The sequence below is a fragment of the Tsuneonella suprasediminis genome, from assembly GCF_003605755.1.
GTDB classification, from domain to species: domain Bacteria; phylum Pseudomonadota; class Alphaproteobacteria; order Sphingomonadales; family Sphingomonadaceae; genus Tsuneonella; species Tsuneonella suprasediminis.
In genome coordinates this window covers 22,807-42,596 of sequence record NZ_RAHJ01000020.1, presented here as the reverse complement: position 1 = coordinate 42,596, position 19,790 = coordinate 22,807, and the positions used below count along the sequence as shown (strand labels likewise).

The window sequence follows — 19,790 nt, the reverse complement described above, 5'->3', positions numbered from 1 at the left end:
AGCAGTCGCCTGAGCAACCACCGCCTGAGCGGTGTCAGGCGTCGATCATCTCGCGGTCGAATTCGCCGGCGTTGTTCTGGATGAAGTTGAACCGGTGTTCCGGGTTGCGCCCCATCAACTGATCGACCAGTTCCTTCACCGCGTGCCGCTGTTCATGTTCAGCGGGCAGGGTGATGCGGATCAGGCTGCGGGTTTCGGGGTTCATCGTGGTTTCGCGCAATTGCTGCGGGTTCATTTCACCCAGACCCTTGAACCGGCTCACTTCGACTTTCTTGCCTTTGAACAAAGTCGCTTCCAGCTCGGCGCGGTGTGCATCGTCGCGGGCATAGACGCTCTCTTTCCCGGCGGTGAGTTTATAGAGCGGCGGCTGCGCGAGATAGAGATATCCACCGCGCACGACTTCGGCCATTTCCTGAAAGAAGAACGTCATCAGCAGCGTAGCGATATGCGCGCCGTCGACATCGGCGTCGGTCATGATGATGATCCGGTCGTACCGCATGTTTTCCGGGTCGCAGTCCTTGCGGGTGCCGCAACCCATCGCCAGCGCGAGATCGGCGATTTCGCTGTTGGCGCGGATCTTGTCGGCGCTGGCGCTGGCGACATTCAGGATCTTGCCGCGGATCGGCAGGATGGCCTGCGTCTTGCGGTTGCGGGCCTGTTTGGCGCTGCCGCCTGCCGAATCGCCTTCGACGATGAACAGTTCGGTTTCGCCGTCACCTTCGCCCGAACAATCGGTCAGTTTGCCGGGCAGGCGCAGCTTCTTGGCATTGGTGGCGGTCTTGCGCTTGACCTCACGCTCCTGCTTGCGGCGCAGGCGTTCGTCCATCCGCTCCATCACACTGCCGAGCAGTGCCTTGCCGCGATCCATATTGTCGGTGAGGAAATGGTCGAAGTGATCGCGCACCGCGTTTTCGACCAGACGGGCCGCTTCGGGCGAGGTCAGGCGATCTTTCGTCTGGCTCTGGAATTGCGGGTCGCGGATGAACACGCTCAGCATGATTTCGCCGCCGGTCATCACATCGTCGGCTGTGATTTCCTTGGCCTTCTTCGCGCCGGTCAGTTCACCGAAGGCGCGCAACCCCTTGGTCAGCGCGGCGCGCAGGCCCTGTTCATGCGTCCCGCCGTCGGGGGTGGGCACGGTGTTGCAATACCAGCTCGTCGCGCCATCGGACCATAGCGGCCATGCGATGGCCCATTCGACGCGGCCCTGTTCGTCGGGAAATTCCTGCGATCCGGTGAAGGGCTGGCTGGTGACGCATTCGCGCGCGCCGATCTGTTCCGCCAGATGATCGGCCAGACCGCCGGGAAACTTGAACACCGCCTCCGCCGGGACATCGTCGCTGGTCAGACTGGCGGCGCATTTCCAGCGAATTTCGACACCTGCGAACAGATATGCCTTCGACCGGGCGAGTTTGAAAAGCCGCCTGGCGCTGAACTGCCGATCCCCGAAAATCTCGGTATCGGGCACGAATGTCACGGTCGTACCACGGCGGTTGGGGGTAGGGCCAAGTTCCTGCAAAGGGCCCTGGGTGATGCCGCGCGAAAACTCCTGCGCATAAAGCTGGCGGTCGCGCGCGACTTCGACGCGGGTATATGAACTGAGCGCGTTGACCACCGACACGCCGACGCCGTGCAGGCCGCCGCTGGTGGCATAGGCCTTGCCCGAAAACTTGCCGCCCGAATGGAGCGTGCCAAGGATCACTTCCAGCGTCGATTTGCCGGGAAACTTGGGATGTTCGCCCACCGGCATCCCGCGCCCGTTGTCGGTGATGGTCAGGCGGTTGCCCTGTTCCAGACTGACTTCGATCCGGGTGGCGTGGCCCGCCACCGCTTCGTCCATCGAATTGTCGAGCACTTCGGCTGCGAGGTGGTGCAGCGCGCGGTCGTCCGTGCCCCCGATATACATACCGGGGCGGCGGCGGACGGGCTCCAGCCCTTCGAGCACTTCGATAGAGGAAGCGTCGTAGTCACCGCTGGAGGCCGGTGTGTTATCGAACAGGTCATCTGACATGCCGCCAGCTATAGGCTTCGGATTCGTGACCCTTCAAGCGGCACGTGGCGTTCGGGGGGAGTTATCGTCAGCCGCCGAACTTGCCGGGGGCAGGGGATATGATGACGACTTTGCCATCCTGCACCTGCCGCACTTCCATCGCGCGTTCGGCCACGTTGTTGCGATTGAAGCGGAATACCCCGTCCAGACCGAGGAAGCCGTCGGGGCTGCGCAAAGTCGAAATCGGGAATTTCCTGCCCGGTTTCCAGTCGCGCGCGACCCGCAGCGTCAGCAGCACGGCATCGTAACCGAGAGTCGAGATGCGGTAAGGCTGTTTGCCGAAACGGGTGTTGTAGCTATCCGCAAAACGTTTGAATCGGCTGTCCGATACAGCGGAGAACATCGCCCCGCGCAGCGCCGCTGCCCGTGTGACGGTGGAATCGCCGCTCCACAGTTCCGTGCCCAGCAATTGCGTGGTGCCGGTGCCGCGCGGACGGAGCACGCCCGCTGCCTGCGCCGCAAGCCGGGGACCGTCCGCGATCAGGACGGTATCGAACCCGCCCCGCGATTGCAGGCGTGTGGCCGCGCTGACGATGGACGTATTGCCGCGCGCATATGTTTCGGAAGCGACCATTGTCCCGCCACTACCGGCCACCGCGCTGGACAGGGCGGCAGCGGCTCTTTGCCCGTAATCGCCATCGGGGATGATGGCAGCGAAACGGCTGGCCCCGCGGTCGCGGGCGAATTTCACCGAACGTTCAATCGACTGGCCTGGCGCGATGCCCATCACGAACACGTCCGGCCCGGCAATCGCGCTGTCGTTCGAAAAACTGATCAGCGGGACATCCGCCCGCCGCGCTTCGGCCAGAACCTGCGGCACATTGTCGGCCATCAGCGGGCCGAGGATCACGCTGTTGCCGTCGGCAATCGCCCTGGCTGCCGCGCTGCGCGCATCGGTGGCGGTATCGTATGTGGTGATTCGCAGGTTCGATGCATTGGTATCGAGCAGCGCCATCGTAGTGGCATTGGCGATGGACAGGCCCACATCGCCATTGGTCCCCGTCGTCGGCACCAGCAAGGCAACACGGTGGCGGGCATCGTCGCTGGGCAACGTGGTCGCGCTGGGTTCGGGGGTCGGAGTCGGGGTGGGGCCGGTGGTGTTCGGTCCACCGCCGGGAATGACCTTACAACCTGCCAACAACAGGGCAGAGCCTGCCACCATCAGCTTGCGCCGATTCATTTTCCATCCGTTCATGCTTGCCGCTCCCCGCGTATCTGGTCCATGAGGCCGAGTTGTGTCCCACCACTCCACCAAACCTCTCTCTCCCGGCCTCTATATAGTCGCGACCCCGATTGGCAATCTCGGTGACGTGACTTTGCGCGCAGCCGAGGTGTTGAAAGGCTGCGATGCCGTAGCGTGCGAGGATACGCGCGTCACCGGCAAGCTGATGAAACATATCGGATCGGCCAAGCCGCTGTGGCGGTATGACGATCATGCCAGCGAGCGGGATCGCGCGCGTATCGTGGAAGCGGCGCGGACGCAGGCGATCGCACTGGTCAGCGATGCGGGCACGCCGCTGATTTCCGATCCGGGTTACCGGCTGGTGCGCGATGCGCGCGATTCGGGGGTCGCGGTCACTTCGCTGCCCGGTCCCTGTGCGGCGATTGTCGGGCTGACGCTGTCGGGCCTGCCGAACGACCGGTTTCTGTTCGCCGGTTTCCTGCCATCGAAAGACAAGGCGCGCGGCGATACGCTGGCTTCTCTGGCGCAAGTCGATGCCACGCTGCTGTTTTACGAAACCGGGCCGCGCCTGACCAGATCGCTGGCGGCGATTGCCGAAGTTCTGCCGGGGCGCATGATATCGGTGGCGCGAGAGCTGACCAAGCTGCACGAAGAATGCCGCACCGCCGCCGCCGCCGAACTGCTGGAGCATTACGAGGCGCATCCGCCCAAAGGGGAAATCGTCCTGATGATCGCTCCGCCGGAAGAGGTGGCTGTCAGCAAGGACGATGCCGAGAGCATGTTGCGCGAAGCGCTCGAAACGATGAAAACATCGCAGGCCGCTGCCTTCGTCGCGAAGGAAACGGGGATCGATCGCAAGACGCTCTACGCGCGGGCGATGGAGCTGAAGGGGCAGTGAAACGCCAGCGGGCGGAGCGCGATGGCAGGCGGGGCGAACGCCGGGCCGAACTGTACCTGATGGCCAAAGGGTGGACGATCCTCGACCGCCGCCGCAAGACGCCGGTGGGCGAAATCGACCTGATCGCCCGCCGTTTCGGCACTGTTGCGTTCATAGAGGTGAAGTGGCGCAACCGGGCGGAAGAGCTGGCCTATGCCATCGATGCCCGTCGCCTGCGCCGGGTAGCGGCGGCGACTGAAGCCGTGGCGCACGAATATGTGCGCGAAGGGGAAGATACGCGGATTGACGTGATCCTCCTTGCGCCGGGCCGCCTGCCGGACCACATCGTCAATGCCTGGATGCCGTAAAGGCCCGAAACGAAGGAAATGCCAATGCCCCTGCGCGTTGCGGTTCAGATGGACCCGCTCGACACGATCAACATCGCCGGCGATTCGAGCTTCGCTCTGATGCTCAGCGCACAACAGCGCGGGGCGAGCCTGTATCACTACGACGTGGGATCGCTGACCCTCGATGCCGACGACCGCCTGATCGCCCATGCCAACCCGGTGACAGTGCAGCGGGTGGAAGGCGACCACTTCACCAAGGGCGAAACGCAGCGGATCGACCTCGGTCGCGATATCGATGTCGTGCTGATGCGGCAGGATCCGCCGTTCCACATGGGCTATATCACCGCCACCCATATGCTCGAACGGATCGAGGGGGAAACGCTGGTGGTGAACAATCCCGTTTCCGTCCGCAATGCGCCGGAAAAGGTGATGGTGCTCGATTACCGGCACTTTATGCCGCCGACGCTGGTCACCCGCTCGGTGGACGAAGTGCGCCGGTTCCAGCGCGAACATGGCGCGGTGGTGGTCAAACCGATCCACGGCAATGGCGGCAAGGCGATCTTCCGCGTTCCGGCCGACGGAGATAACCTGTCGGCGCTGTTCGAAGTGTTCAACCAGACCTGGCCCGAACCGCACATGGTGCAACCGTTCCTGCCCGAAGTCGCGCAGGGCGATAAGCGGATCGTGCTGGTCGATGGCGAAGTGGCCGGGGCGATCAACCGCAAGCCGGGGGAAGGGGAGTTCCGTTCCAATCTGGCTGTCGGCGGCAGCGCCGAAGCGACCACGCTGACCCCGCGCGAGGAGGAAATCTGCGCCGAAATGGGCCCGCGCCTGAAAGAACTGGGCCTGATCTTCGTGGGTATCGATGTGATTGGCGGGCAGTGGCTGACTGAAATCAACGTGACCAGCCCGACCGGGATCGTCGCTATCGACCGTTACAACGGCACAGACACCCCCGGCATGATCTGGGACGCGATCGAAGCGCGTCTGGCCTGATCCGCTTTCAAACGGCGGACAGGTCGCCGCCGGGAGAATTTCAGAGAACTTCATCGTGAGCCGCGCGTTGCCCGACCATGCATGATCTGATCATCGAAGCGATCCGGCTGGGCGGATATTGGGGCATCTTCTTCCTGATGGTGCTCGAAAACGTCATTCCGCCGGTTCCCTCCGAAGTCATCATGGGGATCGGCGGCGTGCTGGTCGCTCGCGGACAGATGGACTTCTGGCCGCTGCTGTTCTGGGGCACTGTCGGTTCGACACTGGGCAACTATGCGTGGTTCTGGGTGGGGGAGAAGTGGGGCAGGAACCGGCTCGAACCCTTCATCGCCCGCTGGGGCCGCTGGCTGACGGTCGAGTGGGAGGATATCGATCGCGCCATCGCGTTCTTTCGCAAGCATGGGCAATGGGTGGTGTTCGCCTGTCGGTTCAGCCCGTTCCTGCGCACGATGATTTCGCTCCCCGCCGGGCTGGCGCGGATGAATGTGTGGCGTTTTCTGACCTTTACCTTCGTTGGCGCGGCGATCTGGAACACGCTGCTGATCTGGGGCGGGACATGGCTGGCGGGCGTAATCGGGCAATATGAAAGCGTGGCGCAATGGGTGATCGCCGGTTTGGTCGTGGTGTCGCTGATCTGGTATGGATATCGCGTTATCACATGGAAACCGCGCCACTTGCGGTAGTGGGCGGCAGCCTGGTTCACGCGAAGACGCGAAGGCACAAAGTGGGTTTGATTTGCGGGGCGGTGTTCGCCGCCGCTGTGCTTGTCCCTCATAACTCGTCATTGCGAGGAGCCGTTCGGCGACGTGGCAATCCATGAGCGGAGGCCTGCCTCTGCCGCGACCGTTGCGATGGTGTGTTTGGTTCACACGAAGGCACTAAGGCACGGAGGGGTTTGGTGTGGGTGTCGGTGTAACGCCGTGGATGCTTGCTCAACACAAGCGCGCTGATGGGAATAGTGAAGAAGCGGGGCCTTGCTGTATCTCTCTTCGTCATTGCGAGGAGCCGTTAGGCGACGTGGCAATCCATGGAGCAAGGCCTTCCGCTGCCACAACCGTTGCGATGGGCGGTTTTTGGGTGAAGGCGTGTTTGGTTCACACGAAGAAACGAAGACGCGATGGCTTTTTGGGGGCGGTGTTCCTCGTCGCCATGTGTAACCCTCATAATTCGTCATTGCGAGGAACCGTCAGGCGACGTGGCAATCTATGGGCGGAGGTCTGCCTCTGCTGCAACCGTTGCGATGGAGTGTTTGGTTCACACGAAGGCGCGAAGGCACAAAGTGGGTTTGATTTGGGGGCGGTGTTCGCCGCCGCTGTGCGTATCCCTCATAACTCGTCATTGCGAGGAGCCGTTAGGCGACGTGGCAATCCATGGACGGAGGTCTGCCTCTGCCACAACCGTTGCGATGGTCGGAAGCGTGGGATGGTGGATTGCTTCACTGCGTTCGCAATGACGAACGCGTCGTTGAGGCCTGAGCCTAGCCCTTCTCGCGCGGGTGGGCGTTGCGGTAGGTGTCGAGCAGGGTCGCCGCATCGACTTTGGTATAGATCTGCGTCGAACCCAGACTGGCGTGGCCGAGCAGTTCCTGCAAGCTTCTGAGATCGGCCCCGGCGCCCAGCAAATGCGTTGCGAAACTGTGCCTTAGCGCGTGCGGTGTCGCGGTTGACGGCAGGCCCAGCACGACGCGGGCGCGGGCCATTGCCTTCTGCACCATGCCTTGCCCCAGCGCGCCGCCCTTGGCCCCGCGGAACAATGGTCCGTCGCTATCAAGCGGGTAGGGGCATTTGGCGGCATAGTCGGTGATCGCCGCGCGCACGATGGGCAGCAGCGGCACGATCCGCTGTTTTCCCCCTTTGCCCGTGACTTGCAGCGTTTCGCCGGGGGGCAGGTCGCTGCCTTTCAGCGACAGTGCCTCGGCAATACGCAGGCCTGCGCCGTACATCAGGTAGAGCACCGCGCGGTCGCGCGATCCGATCCATGCTTCGCTGGCATCGCCCTCGATCAGGTCGGCAATATTGCTTATATCGTCAGGGGTTATCGGGCGCGGCAGGCCTTTCTTGAGGCGCGGGCCGCGCAGCCGGGGCGGGGCGCCGTCGCGCCCGATCTGGGTGCGGGCGAAGGCGACAAACCCTTTCAGCGCCGACAGTTCGCGGGCGGTGGATGCGTTGGATAATCCGTCCGCCCGCCGCGCAGCGAGCTGGCGACGCAAGTCCGGCCCCTCCAGTGCGGCAACGCTGGCGAAATCAACGATTCCAGTCGCTTCGAGCAGGCGATTGGCCGCCGCCAGATAGGCCCGCACGGTATGCGGAGAGCGCCGCCGCCCGTCCGCCAGATGGTTTTGCCACGCTTCGAGAAGGTCCGCCTTGCTCACGTCGTAACCAGTTCTTCGTGTACCAGTTCGCCCAGCAAGGCATCGAGCAGCGGCATCCCCGCTTCGGTTACGCCGATCCGGGTATCGCGCTGCCAGACCAGATCGAGCCCGCGATAAAAGTCCACCCGATCATGATCGATCAGATCGGCAGGCGGCAGGGCAAAGCGCGCAGAGATATCCGCCAGATCAATACCTTCTGTCAGGCGCAGGCCCATCAGCAGCGCTTCGCTGGCCTGTTCGCGCTGGCCCAGAATGCGCTGTTCGCCGATGCCGTGGCCCGATCTGGCGATTTCGGCCAGCCAGTTTTCCGGCTTCTTATGGCGCACGGTGGCCACGCCATTGCGCCTGCCATGTGCGCCGGGTCCGATCCCTGAGTAGTCGTGATACCGCCAATACGTCAGGTTATGCCGACTTTCCGACTGACAGCGCGCGTGATTGGATACCTCGTATGCAGGTAAGCCCGCCTGCTTTGTCAGTTCACGGGTCAAAGCGAACAGATCGGCGGCCGGATCGTCATCCAGCGGCACAAATTCGCCGCGCCGCACATCGGTGGCGAAGCGGGTGCCGGGTTCGATGGTGAGCTGGTACAGCGAGAGGTGGTCGGTGCCCAGCGCCAGCGCCGCTTCCAGTTCGTGGCGCCAGCCATCGGCGGTCTGGCCGGGGCGGGCGTAGATGAAATCGGCGTTGATCCGCGAGAAGCACGCTTGCGCGGTGGCCAGCGCGGCCAGCCCTTCGCTGGCATTGTGTAGCCGCCCGAGAAATCGCAGCGCGGCATCGTCGAGCGATTGCAGGCCGAGTGAGACGCGGTTGACCCCGGCAGCGGTCAGCCCGGCAAAGCGATCCGCCTCCACCGAAGAGGGGTTCGCTTCCAGCGTAATTTCGATCCCCTCGGCAAAACCCCACAACCGCTCCGCTTCGGCCAGCAAAGTGGCAACGAGTGCAGGCGGCATCAGGCTGGGCGTGCCACCACCGAAGAAGATCGACGCCAGCGGCTCCCCCCCGGCCAGCGCCGCCTCGTGCCGCATGTCGGCCAGCAGGGCATCTTGCCACAACGCGATGTCGACTCCGTCGCGCACATGGCTGTTGAAGTCGCAATACGGGCATTTCTTCAGGCAAAATGGCCAGTGGATATAGAGCGCTTGGGCCATGTGAGCTTTCGCAGCTACCCTTCAGAATCGGTTAAGCGGTTGAATGCATTATACCATACTATGAGGAACGGACGGGTCGCCACAGTCATAGCGGGCACGGCAGCGTTTGCCGCCACTGCTGCAATCGCGGTGTTGCCGCAGGTCGCGCATTCGCAGGGCGCGGTCAACGCCTTTGCCGCGCGCCTGCTGGCATCGCACAATGCGGAACGCGAACGGATCGGCCGTGCACCGCTCAACTGGTCGCAGAAACTGGCGGGCGAGGCGCAGGTGTGGGCGCGGCAACTGGCGCGCGATGGCCGGATGTACCACGCATCGCCGCAGCAGCGGGGTGGGGCGGGCGAGAACCTGTGGATGGGCTATGCCGGATACTACAGCCCCGAAACGATGATCGGCGCTTTCAATGCCGAGCGCGCTCAGTTCCGGCCCGGCAAATTCCCCAACGTATCGCGCACCGGCAACTGGGCCGATGTCGCGCATTATACGCAAGTCGTGTGGCCCGGCACGCACGAGGTCGGCTGCGCTGTCGCGCGGGGAGGGCAGAACGACTTTCTGGTGTGCCGATACTGGCCGGCAGGCAATACCTGGGGCGAACGGGTGGAGTAACTCTCGCGCTTCCGCACCGCTCGTCATTGCGAGGAGCCGTTAGGCGACGTGGCAATCTCTGGAGCAAGGCTACAACCGTTATGATGGGGGGGCGTCGGGGGGGAGGCTGGTTCACACGAAGACGCGAAGGCACGAAGAGGGCTTGGTTCGGGGGGATAGGGGGCACAATGCCGATGGTTGGCCAATACTATCGCGTGTATCCCCACTCCTCGTCATTGCGAGGAGCCGCAGGCGACGTGGCAATCCACGGCCCGCACCCCCCTCCATCACGGCCGGTATAATGGGTGGAGCCCTCGCCTGGTGGATTGCTTCACTACGTTCGCAATGACGAGTGAGGGAGTGTGATGAGGGCAGGAGTGTTTCCTGCCAACTCACCAACTCCCTATACCGAAGGGATCAACCGCCGAACTGATCGGCCACCAGTTTGGCGAAGGCATCGGCGCGGTGGCTGATGCGGTGTTTTTCCGCCGGATCGATTTCGGCAAAGGTCTGATCGCGGCCATTGGGCACGAACACCGGATCGTATCCGAAACCCAGCGTGCCGCGCGGCGGCCATGTCAGCGAACCGTCGATCCGCCCTTCGTACACCGCATATTCGCCATCGGGCCAGGCGAGCGCGAGGGTGCAGGAAAACCACGCATCGCGCGGAGTATCCGGCCCTTTGGCCTGCAACAGCCCTTCGACTTTGCCCATCGCCATGTACCAGTCGCGGCCCGGCTCGCCTTCGAACCACTGTCGTTCCGCCCAGTCGGCGGTATAGACACCGGGGCGGCCATCCAGCGCGGTGACGGACAGCCCGCTGTCGTCCGCCAGCGCCACCAGCCCCGATGCCTCCGCCGCGGCGCGTGCCTTGATCAGCGCGTTTTCAACGAAAGTGGTGCCGGTTTCCGCCGGTTCCGGCAGGCCGAGCGATCCCGCGCTGACGCATTCGACCCCATAGGGATCGAGCAGCGCGGAAATCTCTTTCAGCTTGCCTGCGTTATGGGTGGCGATCACCAGCTTGCCGGAACCGATACGGCGGGTCATTTTACAGCGGCATCCTGTGCCTTGAAGATCTGCGCGCAGCCGATCTGAGCCAGGCGGAGGAGGCGCAGCAGCCCTTCCTCGTCATACGTCGCGCCTTCGGCGGTGGCCTGCACTTCTGCAATCTGGCCACCTTCGATCAACACGAAATTGGCATCGGCATCGGCGCTCGAATCTTCGGCATAATCGAGGTCGAGCACAGGGGTGCCGTCGCAGATGCCGCAACTGATCGCGGCGATCTTGCCGGTGATCGGATCTTCTTTCAGCGCGCCGCTGGCGAGCAGACCGTTGACCGCCAGACGCAGCGCGACCCACGCGCCGCTGATCGATGCGGTGCGGGTGCCGCCATCGGCCTGCAACACATCGCAATCGAGCGTGATCTGGTGTTCACCCAGTTTCTTCAGATCGACCACCGCGCGCAGCGAGCGGCCGATCAGGCGCTGGATTTCCTGTGTCCGTCCGCTCTGCTTGCCCTTGGCCGCTTCGCGCTGGCCGCGGGTGTGGGTGGCGCGGGGCAGCATCGAATATTCGCCGGTGACCCAGCCTTCGCCTTTGCCGCGCAGCCAGGGCGGCAGGCGGTCTTCCACGCTGGCGGTGCACAGCACCCGCGTATCGCCGAACGATACGAGCACGGACCCTTCCGCATGTTTGGTGAAGCCGGTGTCGATGGTAATGGCGCGCATTTCGTCGGGCGCACGGCCGGAAGGTCGCATGAAATATCCTTTTGTTGAGTCGTGGCAGCGCGTTAGGCGCTTGCCCCTTGAGGCTGCAAGGGTAGCGTATAGATAAGACACGATGCAGACACCGCCCGTCACCGAACTATCCACCCGTGCCCGCGAGATTTTCCGTCTCGTGGTGGAAGGGTATCTCACCAGCGGCCAGCCCGTTGGCTCCAAAACGCTGGCCAGCGACGGCGCGCTGAATCTGTCGCCTGCGTCGATCCGGTCGGTACTGGCCGAACTGGAGGGGTTGGGCCTGCTGGCTGCGCCGCACACCAGCGCGGGGCGGATGCCGACCGAAGGCGGGCTGCGCCTGTTTGTGGACGGGATGATGCAGGTGGCCGAGCCGAGCGATGCCGAACGGCAGGCGATCGAACGCCGCCTGTCCGCCCCCGGCCCGATAGAGGCGGCACTGGAAGCGACCAGCGCGATCCTGTCGGATATCTCCGGCGCGGCGGGCATGGTGATGGTGCCGCGCCGCGAACCCCGGCTGGCGCAGTTGAGCCTTGTCCCGCTGTCGCCCGACAGAGCGCTGGCGGTGCTGGTGGGCGAAGATGGCGGGATCGAGAATCGGGTTATCACGTTGTCGTCACCAGTTATGGCCAGCGCGCTGGAACAGGCGAGCAATTACATCACCGCGCGGCTCAACGGGCGCACTCTGGCGCAGGCGGCGGCGGCGATGCGTGCCGAACTGGCCAATGGCCGCAGCCAGCTCGACGAAGCGAGCCGCGATCTGGTCGAACGCGGGCTGGCGGTGTGGAGCGAAGACGCCGCGCGCCGCCCCGTGCTGATCGTGCGCGGGCAAGCCAATCTGCTGGATGAAACCGCGCTGAGCGATATCGATCGGGTGCGCTCTTTGCTCGACGATCTGGAAAGCAAGCAGTCGGTTGCCGAACTGCTCGATTCAGCGCGCGATGCGGATTCGACGCGAATCTTCATTGGCAGCGAAAACCGGCTGTTCGCGCTCAGCGGATCGTCGATCATCGCCTCGCCCTATCGCGATCGCGAGGGTAAGGTGGTCGGTGTATTGGGGGTGATCGGCCCGACGCGGTTGAATTACGCGCGCGTCGTCCCCATCGTGGATTTCACCGCCCAGTCTTTGGGCAAACTTATCGGTTAGCTGGACGATTTTGAACGACATGGAAAACGATAAAACCAACCCGCAGGATGCGGCGATGGAAAAGGAACTGGATGGCGTGCCGGAAGAATTCCTCGATAAAGGCGACGCCGATGGTGCGGAAGACGACAGCACTTCGCCATTGGACGAAGCGCTGGGCCGTTTGAAAGACGATCTGGAAGCCGCGAAGCAGGAAGTGCTCTATGCCAAGGCGGAAACCCAGAACGTCCGCCGCCGGATGGAAAAGGATATTGCCGACGCGCGCGCCTATGCCGCGACCGGCTTTGCCCGCGATATTCTCAGCGTGGCGGATAATCTGACCCGCGCAATCGAAGCGATTCCCGCTGAACTGCGGGAGGAAGATCGGCTGAAAGGCCTCGTCGCCGGGATCGAAGCGACTCAGCGCGAAGTGGAAAAGGTGTTCGCGCAGCACGGTATCAGCCGCATCGCGGCCAAAGGGCTGCCGCTCGACCCGAACCAGCATCAGGCGATGATGGAAATTCCGACCGACGAAGCAGAGCCGGGCACCGTGGTGCAGGAAATGCAGAGCGGATGGATGATCCGCGACCGTCTGCTGCGCCCGGCGATGGTCGGGGTGGCGAAGAAGCCCGACTAAGGGCTTCGCGTCATCGCGCGCCTCGCTCTCTGTTCGCTGACAATCGCCGCTGCCGCCGCCGTTTCGGCACCGGTGGCGGCGCAATCGACGGATGGCCCGGCTGTCCCGCCCGGCTGGGTAGAGGACTTGCGCGCCAGCGGCGATCTCACCGGTGATGGTCGGCCCGAAACGGTGCTGATTGTCCGCGGCACCGATCCCGCGCGGGTGATCGCCAACGACGGGCTGGGGGCCAGAAGCCTCGACATCAATCCGCGTCGCTTGCTGGTGTTTGAAAAGACCGCTGGCGGTTTTCGCCAGATCGCCGCCAGTGACCACGCGGTGCCACCGTCGGGCAGCGAGGAAACGCCGTGTCTGGCCGATCCGCTGGAGGATGGCGGGTTGTCCGTGTCGCGCCGTGTCCTGTCGCTCCACCTGCGGGTCTGGACTTCGTGCGGAAGCTGGGGGACAGCGAGCAATACCTACAAGTTCCGGATGGAAGGGGATCGCTTCCGTCTGATCGGCTTCGACAAGACCGAATTCATGCGGAACACGGGCAGCGGGGAACAGATCAGCGTCAATTTCCTGACTCTGCGCAAGAAAGTCAGCCCGTACTCAATCGATGGCGAGGCCAAAGGCAAAGTGCGCTGGAGCTCGATTGAGCCCCAGCGCCATTACCTCGATACCTTGGACATTGGCGAATGTCCGCAGGTCGATCGAGAGACCTATCTGTGCTGACCTGACCGGTCAGCCGACGACCTGTTCGCGATTTTCGTCGCGGTGTTTCTTCAGGTATTTCATAAACGGCGTACCGCCGGTGCCGACATCGGGATCGTTGCCCGCTTCGCTGCTCATCTGTTTGTTGATGTAGCTGGCGGCATATTCCAGATGCCGGGTGCGGAACCGCGCGGCCTGCTGAACGCAGGCGTTGAAGGCATCTTTCAGCGACTGCTTACCGCTCGCTTCCACGAAAGTCCGCAGCGTCGATTGCGCGGCAATGTCTTCGATAAAGCGGCGATGCTGCACCGGGCGATAGTGGTGCAGTTCGTCGAGGAACGACTTCAGCGGGTCTTCGCTATGGCGCACCTGAAACAGCGCATCCATTGCCGGAACGATGCTCGACTGGCTGCCGGTCTGCCCGCGCAGGGCCTGCGGTTTGCCGCCGAACTTCTCGATCCCTTCATAGATCAGCCCGCCATCCAGCGCGGGGTTGTTGGCCCATCCGTGGATATAGGGGCGCACCCGGTGGAAATAGATATACGGGTCGCAGCGTTCGCCCATGCGGGCAAAGTGGCCATACATCCGTTCCCACGCCTGATCCATTTCGACCAGCAGTCGCTCCGCCTCGGCCGCGTCGCCTTGTTTCGCGACAGTGACCAGTTTCGCGGCGTTGTCGAGCAGGACGCCTGCCTCGGCCTCAATCGCGACGTGGATCATCACAAACCAGTTCTCATCGTCCCCGCCGACAAAGTTCTGGTACATGTAGATATTGTCCAGCGTGATCGGCCCCGATTTATCCAGCCGCGCCCAGTTGTCGAGCACATAGCCCGAATAGGGCAGCAGCGGCGCCTGACCCAGCCGGTCGGAGATAGCGACCATTGGGCGGGCGAGATTGGCGGGCAGGTGAGCCGGTGCCTGTGCCTCTCCCCAGACATAGGATTGGACCAGAAAACTGTAGTGCACCATCGCGGTGCGAACCTCTTCCTCCGCCGCCTCGCGTGCCCAGTCGGCAATGTCGGGATCGGGCAACTGGTCCAGCCAGTGGCGGACGCGGCACGAGGACAGCAGGCCGGAAAGGTTTCCGGCGGCCTCGACCACAGCGTCGAACTGGGCGGGGAGAGTGATGGTGTCGATTTCGTAATGCGAGAGGTAGCCGCGTTCCCGCGACATTCCGTAGTCTTTAAGCTCCATGTTGAGAACCATTGGCCGGGCGCGGGTTGGGCCGCCCGGACAACCGGATCGTATCAACTGAAACCGGGTTGAGCAAGGAACCCGGTCAAATGGTGTTCGCTCGGTTGGAATTTCTTTTCTTGTAGGGGATGTGCTTTGCGGAAGTCCGGGGCATTTCGACAATCTTGCCGGCCCTCACTGCGCTCAGGATTATATCGGCCGAATTCATCTCAGCGCGTGGGCCGTTAGGCGCGCGACACCTCGCCACTTCGACCACATGCCGTGCACGTCAATTTTTTTATTCCGAAGCCCTCATCGTGATCGATAAACCCCTCGACAGTCCGCTGAAACCATTCTTTGCTAAAGGGTTGATCGTTTTCAGCCGTGCGTAGCTCGCCGGTGTGCCCGCATTTGCAAACCAGTTTTTCTCGGGTGCGTGTCGTCATACGGTCTCTCTGCTTTCGGCGAAGCATATAGGCACTGTATGGCTGGCGCAAATGCGGCCAAGTCGCCCAATGTTGAAACCGAAAGGCAACTGGTCAACTCGTGCAAATCCGGTGGATATGGCCGCAATCGCTCAACGCAGCGCGCCCGCGAAATCGACCAGGACATCGTAAGCCGCTTTGTCCGCCACGCCCGCCAGCTTCGCGCCGTTACGCAGCAGGAACGCATGTTCGACAATCCGCGCCTGTTGCTCGATACCGTATTTCTCCAGCCGCCATCCGGGTTTGAGCGCATAATCGTATCGCGCCCATGGCATCCGGTGGAGCACCAGATACCATTCGCCGCGCGTCTGGGTCTGCCACACATGAGTCATCTCGTGGATGAAGTGTGCCTGCAGGTGCAGCGGGGCAGTGGCGAAATCGTCGCAATAGGCATTGCCCAGCGGGTGAAAGTGCAAGTGGCCGCGCGGTGCCATCGTGACCCCGCGCGGCTGAAACGGAAAGAACTTGCGCCGCCGGATGGTGACCGGGGCATAATCAATGGCATCGCCAAAGATCGTGCGCGCCAGCGCGATTTCTCCGGCGGTCAGACGGCGCTCGCCACCCGCCGGGCATACGAGCGCCTCGCTCATGTCATTCTTCCGAACCGGCGGCCTTCACTTCGGCGGGGAAAGTCTGGTTGGCGCCGCCCGAAACGGTGATCGTGACATTGACCTTGTCCCCCGGCTTGAGATCTTTCGGCGGGTCCATCACCATCAGATGCTTGCCGCCGGGCTTGAATTCGATCTTGTCGCCCTTTTTGATCGGCACGGGCAGCATGTCCATCATCTGCACCTTGAAATCATACTCGCCGTAATCGTGAAACATCGCCTTCTTGGCACCTTCGACCGCGCCACGATCGAGCGCAAACGAGTCGTCGCCATCGTAAGTCAGATCGAAATAGACCGCCGCCGGGTTGCCGGGCACGGCGTTCAGCACCATGCGGGCGTTGCTGACTGTCAGCCCCGGAATGCCCGATTGGGCTGCTTCAGGTTCGTTTTCAGTGGTTTGCGTGTCATTTCCGCAAGCAGTAAGACTCAGTGTGCCAGCCAGCAGCAAAGCTGCGAAAAGCGACTTGTTCATGACCATTTCCCTCCTGTCCGAAATTCCTTGTTCCGTAACGCTCCCATTCCCTTGTGCCAAGGAAAAGCAATCCTATATCGCCCGCATCCACTGAGCTGCCGACCGGCCCTGCTTGATGCCAAGGGGGCCAGCTGGCGGTGTCCAACACTAGGAAATGAATAGGGAAATCATGGCCAAAGTTATCGGTATCGACCTCGGCACCACCAACTCGTGCGTTGCTGTCATGGATGGCGGCAAGCCCAAGGTTGTCGAAAATTCGGAAGGTGCGCGTACCACCCCTTCGATCGTCGCTTTCACTAAGGACGGCGAACGCCTGATCGGTCAGCCTGCCAAGCGGCAGGCAGTGACCAACCCGGACAACACCGTGTTCGCGGTGAAGCGCCTGATCGGTCGCCGGTTCGACGATCCGGTGACCAAGAAGGACACCGAACTGGTTCCGTACACCATCGTCAAGGGCAAGAACGGCGATGCATGGGTGAAGGCCGGATCGGAAGATTATTCGCCCAGCCAGATTTCCGCCTTCATCCTTCAGAAGATGAAAGAAACCGCCGAGAGCTATCTTGGTGAAACGGTTACGCAGGCGGTTATCACCGTTCCCGCGTACTTCAACGATGCCCAGCGTCAGGCAACCAAGGATGCCGGCCAGATCGCCGGCCTGGAAGTGCTGCGTATCATCAACGAACCGACCGCGGCGGCGCTCGCTTACGGGCTCGACAAGGACGACGGCAAGACCATCGCCGTGTATGACCTTGGCGGCGGTACGTTCGACGTCTCGATCCTCGAAATCGGTGACGGCGTGTTCGAAGTGAAATCGACCAACGGCGACACGTTCCTGGGCGGCGAAGATTTCGACACCGTGATCGTCGAATATCTGGCGGACGAGTTCAAGAAGAAGGAGAACATGGATCTCCGTTCGGACAAACTGGCTCTGCAGCGTCTGAAGGAAGCTGCTGAAAAGGCGAAGATTGAACTGTCGAGCAGCCAGCAGACCGAAATCAACCTGCCGTTCATCACCGCGCGCATGGAAGGTGGCAGCACCACTCCGCTGCATCTGGTCGAAACGCTGACCCGTTCGAAGCTTGAACAGCTTGTCGGCGATCTGATCAAGCGCACGCTGGAACCGTGCAAGAAGGCACTGGCCGATGCCGGTATCGACAAGGGCGGTGTGGACGAAGTCGTGCTCGTCGGCGGGATGACCCGTATGCCCAAGGTGCGCGAAGTGGTTGAAGAATTCTTCGGCAAGAAACCGCACACCGGCGTGAACCCCGATGAAGTGGTGGCGATGGGCGCGGCCATTCAGGCGGGCGTGCTGCAGGGCGACGTGAAAGACGTGCTGCTGCTCGACGTGACGCCGCTGTCGCTCGGTATCGAAACGCTGGGCGGTGTGTTCACCCGCATGATCGACCGCAACACGACGATCCCGACCAAGAAGAGCCAGACGTATTCGACCGCTGAAGACAATCAGCAGGCCGTGACGATCCGCGTCTTCCAGGGCGAGCGTGAAATGGCGGCGGATAACAAGCTGCTGGGTCAGTTCGACCTCGTCGGTATCCCCCCGGCGCCGCGCGGTGTGCCGCAGATCGAAGTCGTGTTCGACATCGACGCCAACGGCATCGTCAATGTCAGCGCCAAGGATAAGGGCACCGGCAAGGAACAGCAGATCCGCATTCAGGCGTCGGGCGGTCTTTCCGAAACCGACATCGATCAGATGGTGCAGGATGCGGAAAAGTTTGCGGAAGAAGACAAGAAACGTCGCGCCAGCGCCGAAGCGCGCAACCAGGCCGACAGCCTTGTCCATGCAACTGAGAAGCAGATCGAAGAACACGGCGACAAGATCGACGCCGGTCTGAAGGGTGAAGTCGAAGCGGCGATTGCCGAAGTGAAGACCGCGCTCGAAGGCGACGATGCCGATGCGATCAATGCGAAGGCGCAGGCGTTGACCGAAGTTGCGATGAAGATGGGTCAGGAAATCTACAGCAAGGAACAGGCCGCCGGTGCCGATGCCTCTGCTGCGGATGCCAAGACCGACGAGAACAAGGATGACGATGTCGTCGATGCCGAGTTCTCCGAAGTCGACGAAGACGGCAAGAACTGATCGCTATAATGGATAACCTCGCCGCCGCCGGTGCACTCCGCATCGGTGGCGGCTAGGGATTTGCCCCATGTCAGCAACTGAAATCGATTTTTACGAACTGCTCGAAGTCAGCCGCGATGCGGATGATCGGACGATCAAATCTGCCTATCGCAAGATGGCGATGAAGTATCACCCCGATCGTAATCCGGGCGATGCTGAGGCAGAGGCGCAGTTCAAGGCGTGTTCGGCTGCCTACGAAGTGCTGAAAGACCCGCAGAAACGTGCCGCCTACGATCGTTATGGCCACGCTGCGTTCCAGCAAGGCGGCATGGGCGGCGGGCCGGGTGGTTTCGGCCAGGGCGATTTCGGCGACATCGGGGATATTTTCGAAACGATCTTCGGTTCGGCTTTCGGTGGCGGCGGGGCTGCACGACAGCAACCGCGCCGTGGGGCCGATCTGCGCTATGACATGGAAATCACGCTGGAAGAGGCGTTTCATGGCAAGACCAGCCAGATAGAGATCGAAGTCAGCCAGACTTGCGATACCTGCAACGGGTCGGGGGCAACCCCCGGCACCGGCACACGCGGGTGCAATCTGTGCGGCGGGATCGGCAAAGTCCGGGCGAAGCAGGGCTTTTTCGTTGTCGAACGGCCATGCCCCAATTGCCACGGTCGCGGCGAAGTGATCGAAGACCCGTGCAAGGCCTGTCGCGGCGAAGGCCGGGTCGATATGCCGCAGACTATCGACGTGGAAATTCCCCCCGGCGTCGACACCGGCACGCGCATCCGCCTGTCGGGCAAGGGCGAGGCGGGGCCGCGCGGCGCACCTCCCGGTGACCTGTATATCTTCGTCCACGTGCGCCAGCATTCGGTGTATAGCCGCGAAGGCACCACGCTGATCACTCGTATTCCAATCAGCTTCACGACTGCGGCACTGGGCGACACGCTCGAAATTCCCGATCTTGGCGGGGAAAGCCGTTCGGTGAAGATTCCGGCGGGCATCCAGTCGGGCAAGCAGTTGCGCGTGCGCGGCGGCGGTATGCCTGTGTTGCAAGGGCGCGGGCGCGGCGATCTGGTGGTCGAAATCGCGGTCGAGACTCCGACCAGATTGAGCAAGGAACAGAAAGAGCTGCTCGAACAATTCCGCGCGACCGAAACCGGGGACGAATGCCCCGAAAGCCGCGGTTTCTTCGACCGGTTGAAGGAAGCGTTCGGCGGGTAGATCGCGGGCATCG

The 19,790-nt window shown here is 62.5% G+C and carries 19 protein-coding genes; 10 read left to right on the top strand and 9 right to left on the bottom strand.

Features of this window, described 5'->3' with window-relative positions:
• Nucleotides 1–34: 34 nt before the first annotated feature.
• Nucleotides 35–2,011: a DNA topoisomerase IV subunit B gene (parE, locus tag D6858_RS12180; protein ID WP_120110885.1), complete on the bottom strand. Its 1,977-nt coding sequence runs from the start codon at nucleotides 2,009–2,011 to the stop codon at nucleotides 35–37.
• A gap of 67 nt (nucleotides 2,012–2,078) precedes the next feature.
• Nucleotides 2,079–3,245, bottom strand: a complete 1,167-nt coding sequence (locus tag D6858_RS12175; protein ID WP_120110882.1) for a penicillin-binding protein activator — start codon at nucleotides 3,243–3,245, stop codon at nucleotides 2,079–2,081.
• A gap of 40 nt (nucleotides 3,246–3,285) precedes the next feature.
• Between D6858_RS12175 and rsmI the strand changes: the two genes are divergently transcribed.
• The 4 genes from rsmI (at nucleotide 3,286) to D6858_RS12155 (ending at nucleotide 6,136) form a co-directional block, all read left to right on the top strand.
• Nucleotides 3,286–4,131 carry a 16S rRNA (cytidine(1402)-2'-O)-methyltransferase gene (rsmI, locus tag D6858_RS12170; protein WP_120110879.1) on the top strand — a complete coding sequence of 282 codons (846 nt, stop codon included), beginning with the start codon at nucleotides 3,286–3,288 and terminating at the stop codon, nucleotides 4,129–4,131.
• Nucleotides 4,128–4,478 carry a YraN family protein gene (locus D6858_RS12165; protein WP_120110876.1) on the top strand — a complete coding sequence of 117 codons (351 nt, stop codon included), beginning with the start codon at nucleotides 4,128–4,130 and terminating at the stop codon, nucleotides 4,476–4,478. The genes rsmI and D6858_RS12165 overlap by 4 nt, the downstream gene beginning before the upstream one ends.
• 24 nt (nucleotides 4,479–4,502) lie before the next feature.
• A complete protein-coding gene (gene gshB / locus D6858_RS12160) occupies nucleotides 4,503–5,453 on the top strand; it encodes a glutathione synthase (protein ID WP_120110873.1) in 951 nt (316 codons plus the stop codon).
• 77 nt (nucleotides 5,454–5,530) lie between these two features.
• The gene (locus D6858_RS12155; protein ID WP_120110871.1) at nucleotides 5,531–6,136 is read left to right on the top strand and encodes a DedA family protein; all 606 of its coding nucleotides are present in this window, start codon (nucleotides 5,531–5,533) and stop codon (nucleotides 6,134–6,136) included.
• Between the two features lie 794 nt (nucleotides 6,137–6,930).
• Here D6858_RS12155 and D6858_RS12150 read toward each other — a convergent pair.
• Together D6858_RS12150 and hemW are read right to left on the bottom strand one after the other, a co-directional pair.
• Entirely contained in the window at nucleotides 6,931–7,824 is an 894-nt protein-coding gene (locus D6858_RS12150) for a tyrosine recombinase XerC (RefSeq protein ID WP_120110868.1), read from the bottom strand.
• Nucleotides 7,821–8,972: a radical SAM family heme chaperone HemW gene (gene hemW, locus D6858_RS12145; protein WP_120110865.1), complete on the bottom strand. Its 1,152-nt coding sequence runs from the start codon at nucleotides 8,970–8,972 to the stop codon at nucleotides 7,821–7,823. The genes D6858_RS12150 and hemW overlap by 4 nt, the downstream gene beginning before the upstream one ends.
• A gap of 60 nt (nucleotides 8,973–9,032) precedes the next feature.
• Here hemW and D6858_RS12140 point away from each other — a divergent pair, with 60 nt between their 5' ends.
• Nucleotides 9,033–9,575, top strand: a complete 543-nt coding sequence (locus D6858_RS12140) for a CAP domain-containing protein (RefSeq protein WP_120110863.1) — start codon at nucleotides 9,033–9,035, stop codon at nucleotides 9,573–9,575.
• A gap of 396 nt (nucleotides 9,576–9,971) precedes the next feature.
• Here the strand turns inward: D6858_RS12140 and rdgB are convergent, their stop codons facing one another.
• Together rdgB and rph are read right to left on the bottom strand one after the other, a co-directional pair.
• The gene (gene rdgB / locus D6858_RS12135; RefSeq protein WP_120110860.1) at nucleotides 9,972–10,601 is read right to left on the bottom strand and encodes an RdgB/HAM1 family non-canonical purine NTP pyrophosphatase; all 630 of its coding nucleotides are present in this window, start codon (nucleotides 10,599–10,601) and stop codon (nucleotides 9,972–9,974) included.
• A complete protein-coding gene (gene rph / locus D6858_RS12130; RefSeq protein WP_120110858.1) occupies nucleotides 10,598–11,311 on the bottom strand; it encodes a ribonuclease PH in 714 nt (237 codons plus the stop codon). Before rph ends, rdgB begins: the two co-directional genes overlap by 4 nt.
• 82 nt (nucleotides 11,312–11,393) lie before the next feature.
• Between rph and hrcA the strand changes: the two genes are divergently transcribed.
• From hrcA to D6858_RS12115, 3 genes are all read left to right on the top strand, one after another.
• The gene (gene hrcA, locus D6858_RS12125) at nucleotides 11,394–12,437 is read left to right on the top strand and encodes a heat-inducible transcriptional repressor HrcA (RefSeq protein WP_120110855.1); all 1,044 of its coding nucleotides are present in this window, start codon (nucleotides 11,394–11,396) and stop codon (nucleotides 12,435–12,437) included.
• Nucleotides 12,438–12,456: 19 nt separating this feature from the next.
• Nucleotides 12,457–13,050, top strand: a complete 594-nt coding sequence (locus tag D6858_RS12120) for a nucleotide exchange factor GrpE (RefSeq protein ID WP_120110852.1) — start codon at nucleotides 12,457–12,459, stop codon at nucleotides 13,048–13,050.
• 72 nt (nucleotides 13,051–13,122) lie between these two features.
• The gene (locus D6858_RS12115) at nucleotides 13,123–13,764 is read left to right on the top strand and encodes a hypothetical protein (protein ID WP_120110850.1); all 642 of its coding nucleotides are present in this window, start codon (nucleotides 13,123–13,125) and stop codon (nucleotides 13,762–13,764) included.
• 9 nt (nucleotides 13,765–13,773) lie between these two features.
• Here D6858_RS12115 and D6858_RS12110 read toward each other — a convergent pair whose 3' ends face one another.
• The 3 genes from D6858_RS12110 to D6858_RS12095 all read right to left on the bottom strand — a co-directional run bounded on the left by D6858_RS12110 (nucleotide 13,774) and on the right by D6858_RS12095 (nucleotide 16,481).
• Nucleotides 13,774–14,937 carry a PrnB family protein gene (locus tag D6858_RS12110; RefSeq protein WP_120111249.1) on the bottom strand — a complete coding sequence of 388 codons (1,164 nt, stop codon included), beginning with the start codon at nucleotides 14,935–14,937 and terminating at the stop codon, nucleotides 13,774–13,776.
• 556 nt (nucleotides 14,938–15,493) lie between these two features.
• On the bottom strand, nucleotides 15,494–15,991 hold the full coding sequence (locus D6858_RS12100) for a vgr related protein (RefSeq protein ID WP_120110846.1): 498 nt from the start codon (nucleotides 15,989–15,991) through the stop codon (nucleotides 15,494–15,496).
• 1 nt (nucleotide 15,992) lies between these two features.
• A complete protein-coding gene (locus tag D6858_RS12095; protein ID WP_120111246.1) occupies nucleotides 15,993–16,481 on the bottom strand; it encodes a copper chaperone PCu(A)C in 489 nt (162 codons plus the stop codon).
• Nucleotides 16,482–16,650: 169 nt separating this feature from the next.
• On the opposite strand from D6858_RS12095, the gene dnaK reads away from it, so the two are divergent.
• Nucleotides 16,651–18,576 carry a molecular chaperone DnaK gene (gene dnaK / locus D6858_RS12090; RefSeq protein ID WP_120110843.1) on the top strand — a complete coding sequence of 642 codons (1,926 nt, stop codon included), beginning with the start codon at nucleotides 16,651–16,653 and terminating at the stop codon, nucleotides 18,574–18,576.
• 67 nt (nucleotides 18,577–18,643) lie between these two features.
• Nucleotides 18,644–19,777, top strand: a complete 1,134-nt coding sequence (dnaJ, locus tag D6858_RS12085; protein WP_120110841.1) for a molecular chaperone DnaJ — start codon at nucleotides 18,644–18,646, stop codon at nucleotides 19,775–19,777.
• Nucleotides 19,778–19,790: the final 13 nt, after the last annotated feature.

What these genes read in the sequence shown, in the direction of transcription:
- parE (WP_120110885.1), bottom strand. Translation starts at nt 2,011, where the DNA reads ATGTCAGATGACCTGTTCGATAACACACCGGCCTCCAGCGGTGACTAC.
- D6858_RS12175 (WP_120110882.1), bottom strand. Translation starts at nt 3,245, where the DNA reads ATGAACGGATGGAAAATGAATCGGCGCAAGCTGATGGTGGCAGGCTCT.
- gshB (WP_120110873.1), top strand. Translation starts at nt 4,503, where the DNA reads ATGCCCCTGCGCGTTGCGGTTCAGATGGACCCGCTCGACACGATCAAC.
- D6858_RS12155 (WP_120110871.1), top strand. Translation starts at nt 5,531, where the DNA reads ATGCATGATCTGATCATCGAAGCGATCCGGCTGGGCGGATATTGGGGC.
- hemW (WP_120110865.1), bottom strand. Translation starts at nt 8,972, where the DNA reads ATGGCCCAAGCGCTCTATATCCACTGGCCATTTTGCCTGAAGAAATGC.
- D6858_RS12140 (WP_120110863.1), top strand. Translation starts at nt 9,033, where the DNA reads ATGAGGAACGGACGGGTCGCCACAGTCATAGCGGGCACGGCAGCGTTT.
- rdgB (WP_120110860.1), bottom strand. Translation starts at nt 10,601, where the DNA reads ATGACCCGCCGTATCGGTTCCGGCAAGCTGGTGATCGCCACCCATAAC.
- rph (WP_120110858.1), bottom strand. Translation starts at nt 11,311, where the DNA reads ATGCGACCTTCCGGCCGTGCGCCCGACGAAATGCGCGCCATTACCATC.
- hrcA (WP_120110855.1), top strand. Translation starts at nt 11,394, where the DNA reads ATGCAGACACCGCCCGTCACCGAACTATCCACCCGTGCCCGCGAGATT.
- D6858_RS12120 (WP_120110852.1), top strand. Translation starts at nt 12,457, where the DNA reads ATGGAAAACGATAAAACCAACCCGCAGGATGCGGCGATGGAAAAGGAA.
- D6858_RS12110 (WP_120111249.1), bottom strand. Translation starts at nt 14,937, where the DNA reads ATGGAGCTTAAAGACTACGGAATGTCGCGGGAACGCGGCTACCTCTCG.
- D6858_RS12100 (WP_120110846.1), bottom strand. Translation starts at nt 15,991, where the DNA reads ATGAGCGAGGCGCTCGTATGCCCGGCGGGTGGCGAGCGCCGTCTGACC.
- D6858_RS12095 (WP_120111246.1), bottom strand. Translation starts at nt 16,481, where the DNA reads ATGAACAAGTCGCTTTTCGCAGCTTTGCTGCTGGCTGGCACACTGAGT.
- dnaK (WP_120110843.1), top strand. Translation starts at nt 16,651, where the DNA reads ATGGCCAAAGTTATCGGTATCGACCTCGGCACCACCAACTCGTGCGTT.
- dnaJ (WP_120110841.1), top strand. Translation starts at nt 18,644, where the DNA reads ATGTCAGCAACTGAAATCGATTTTTACGAACTGCTCGAAGTCAGCCGC.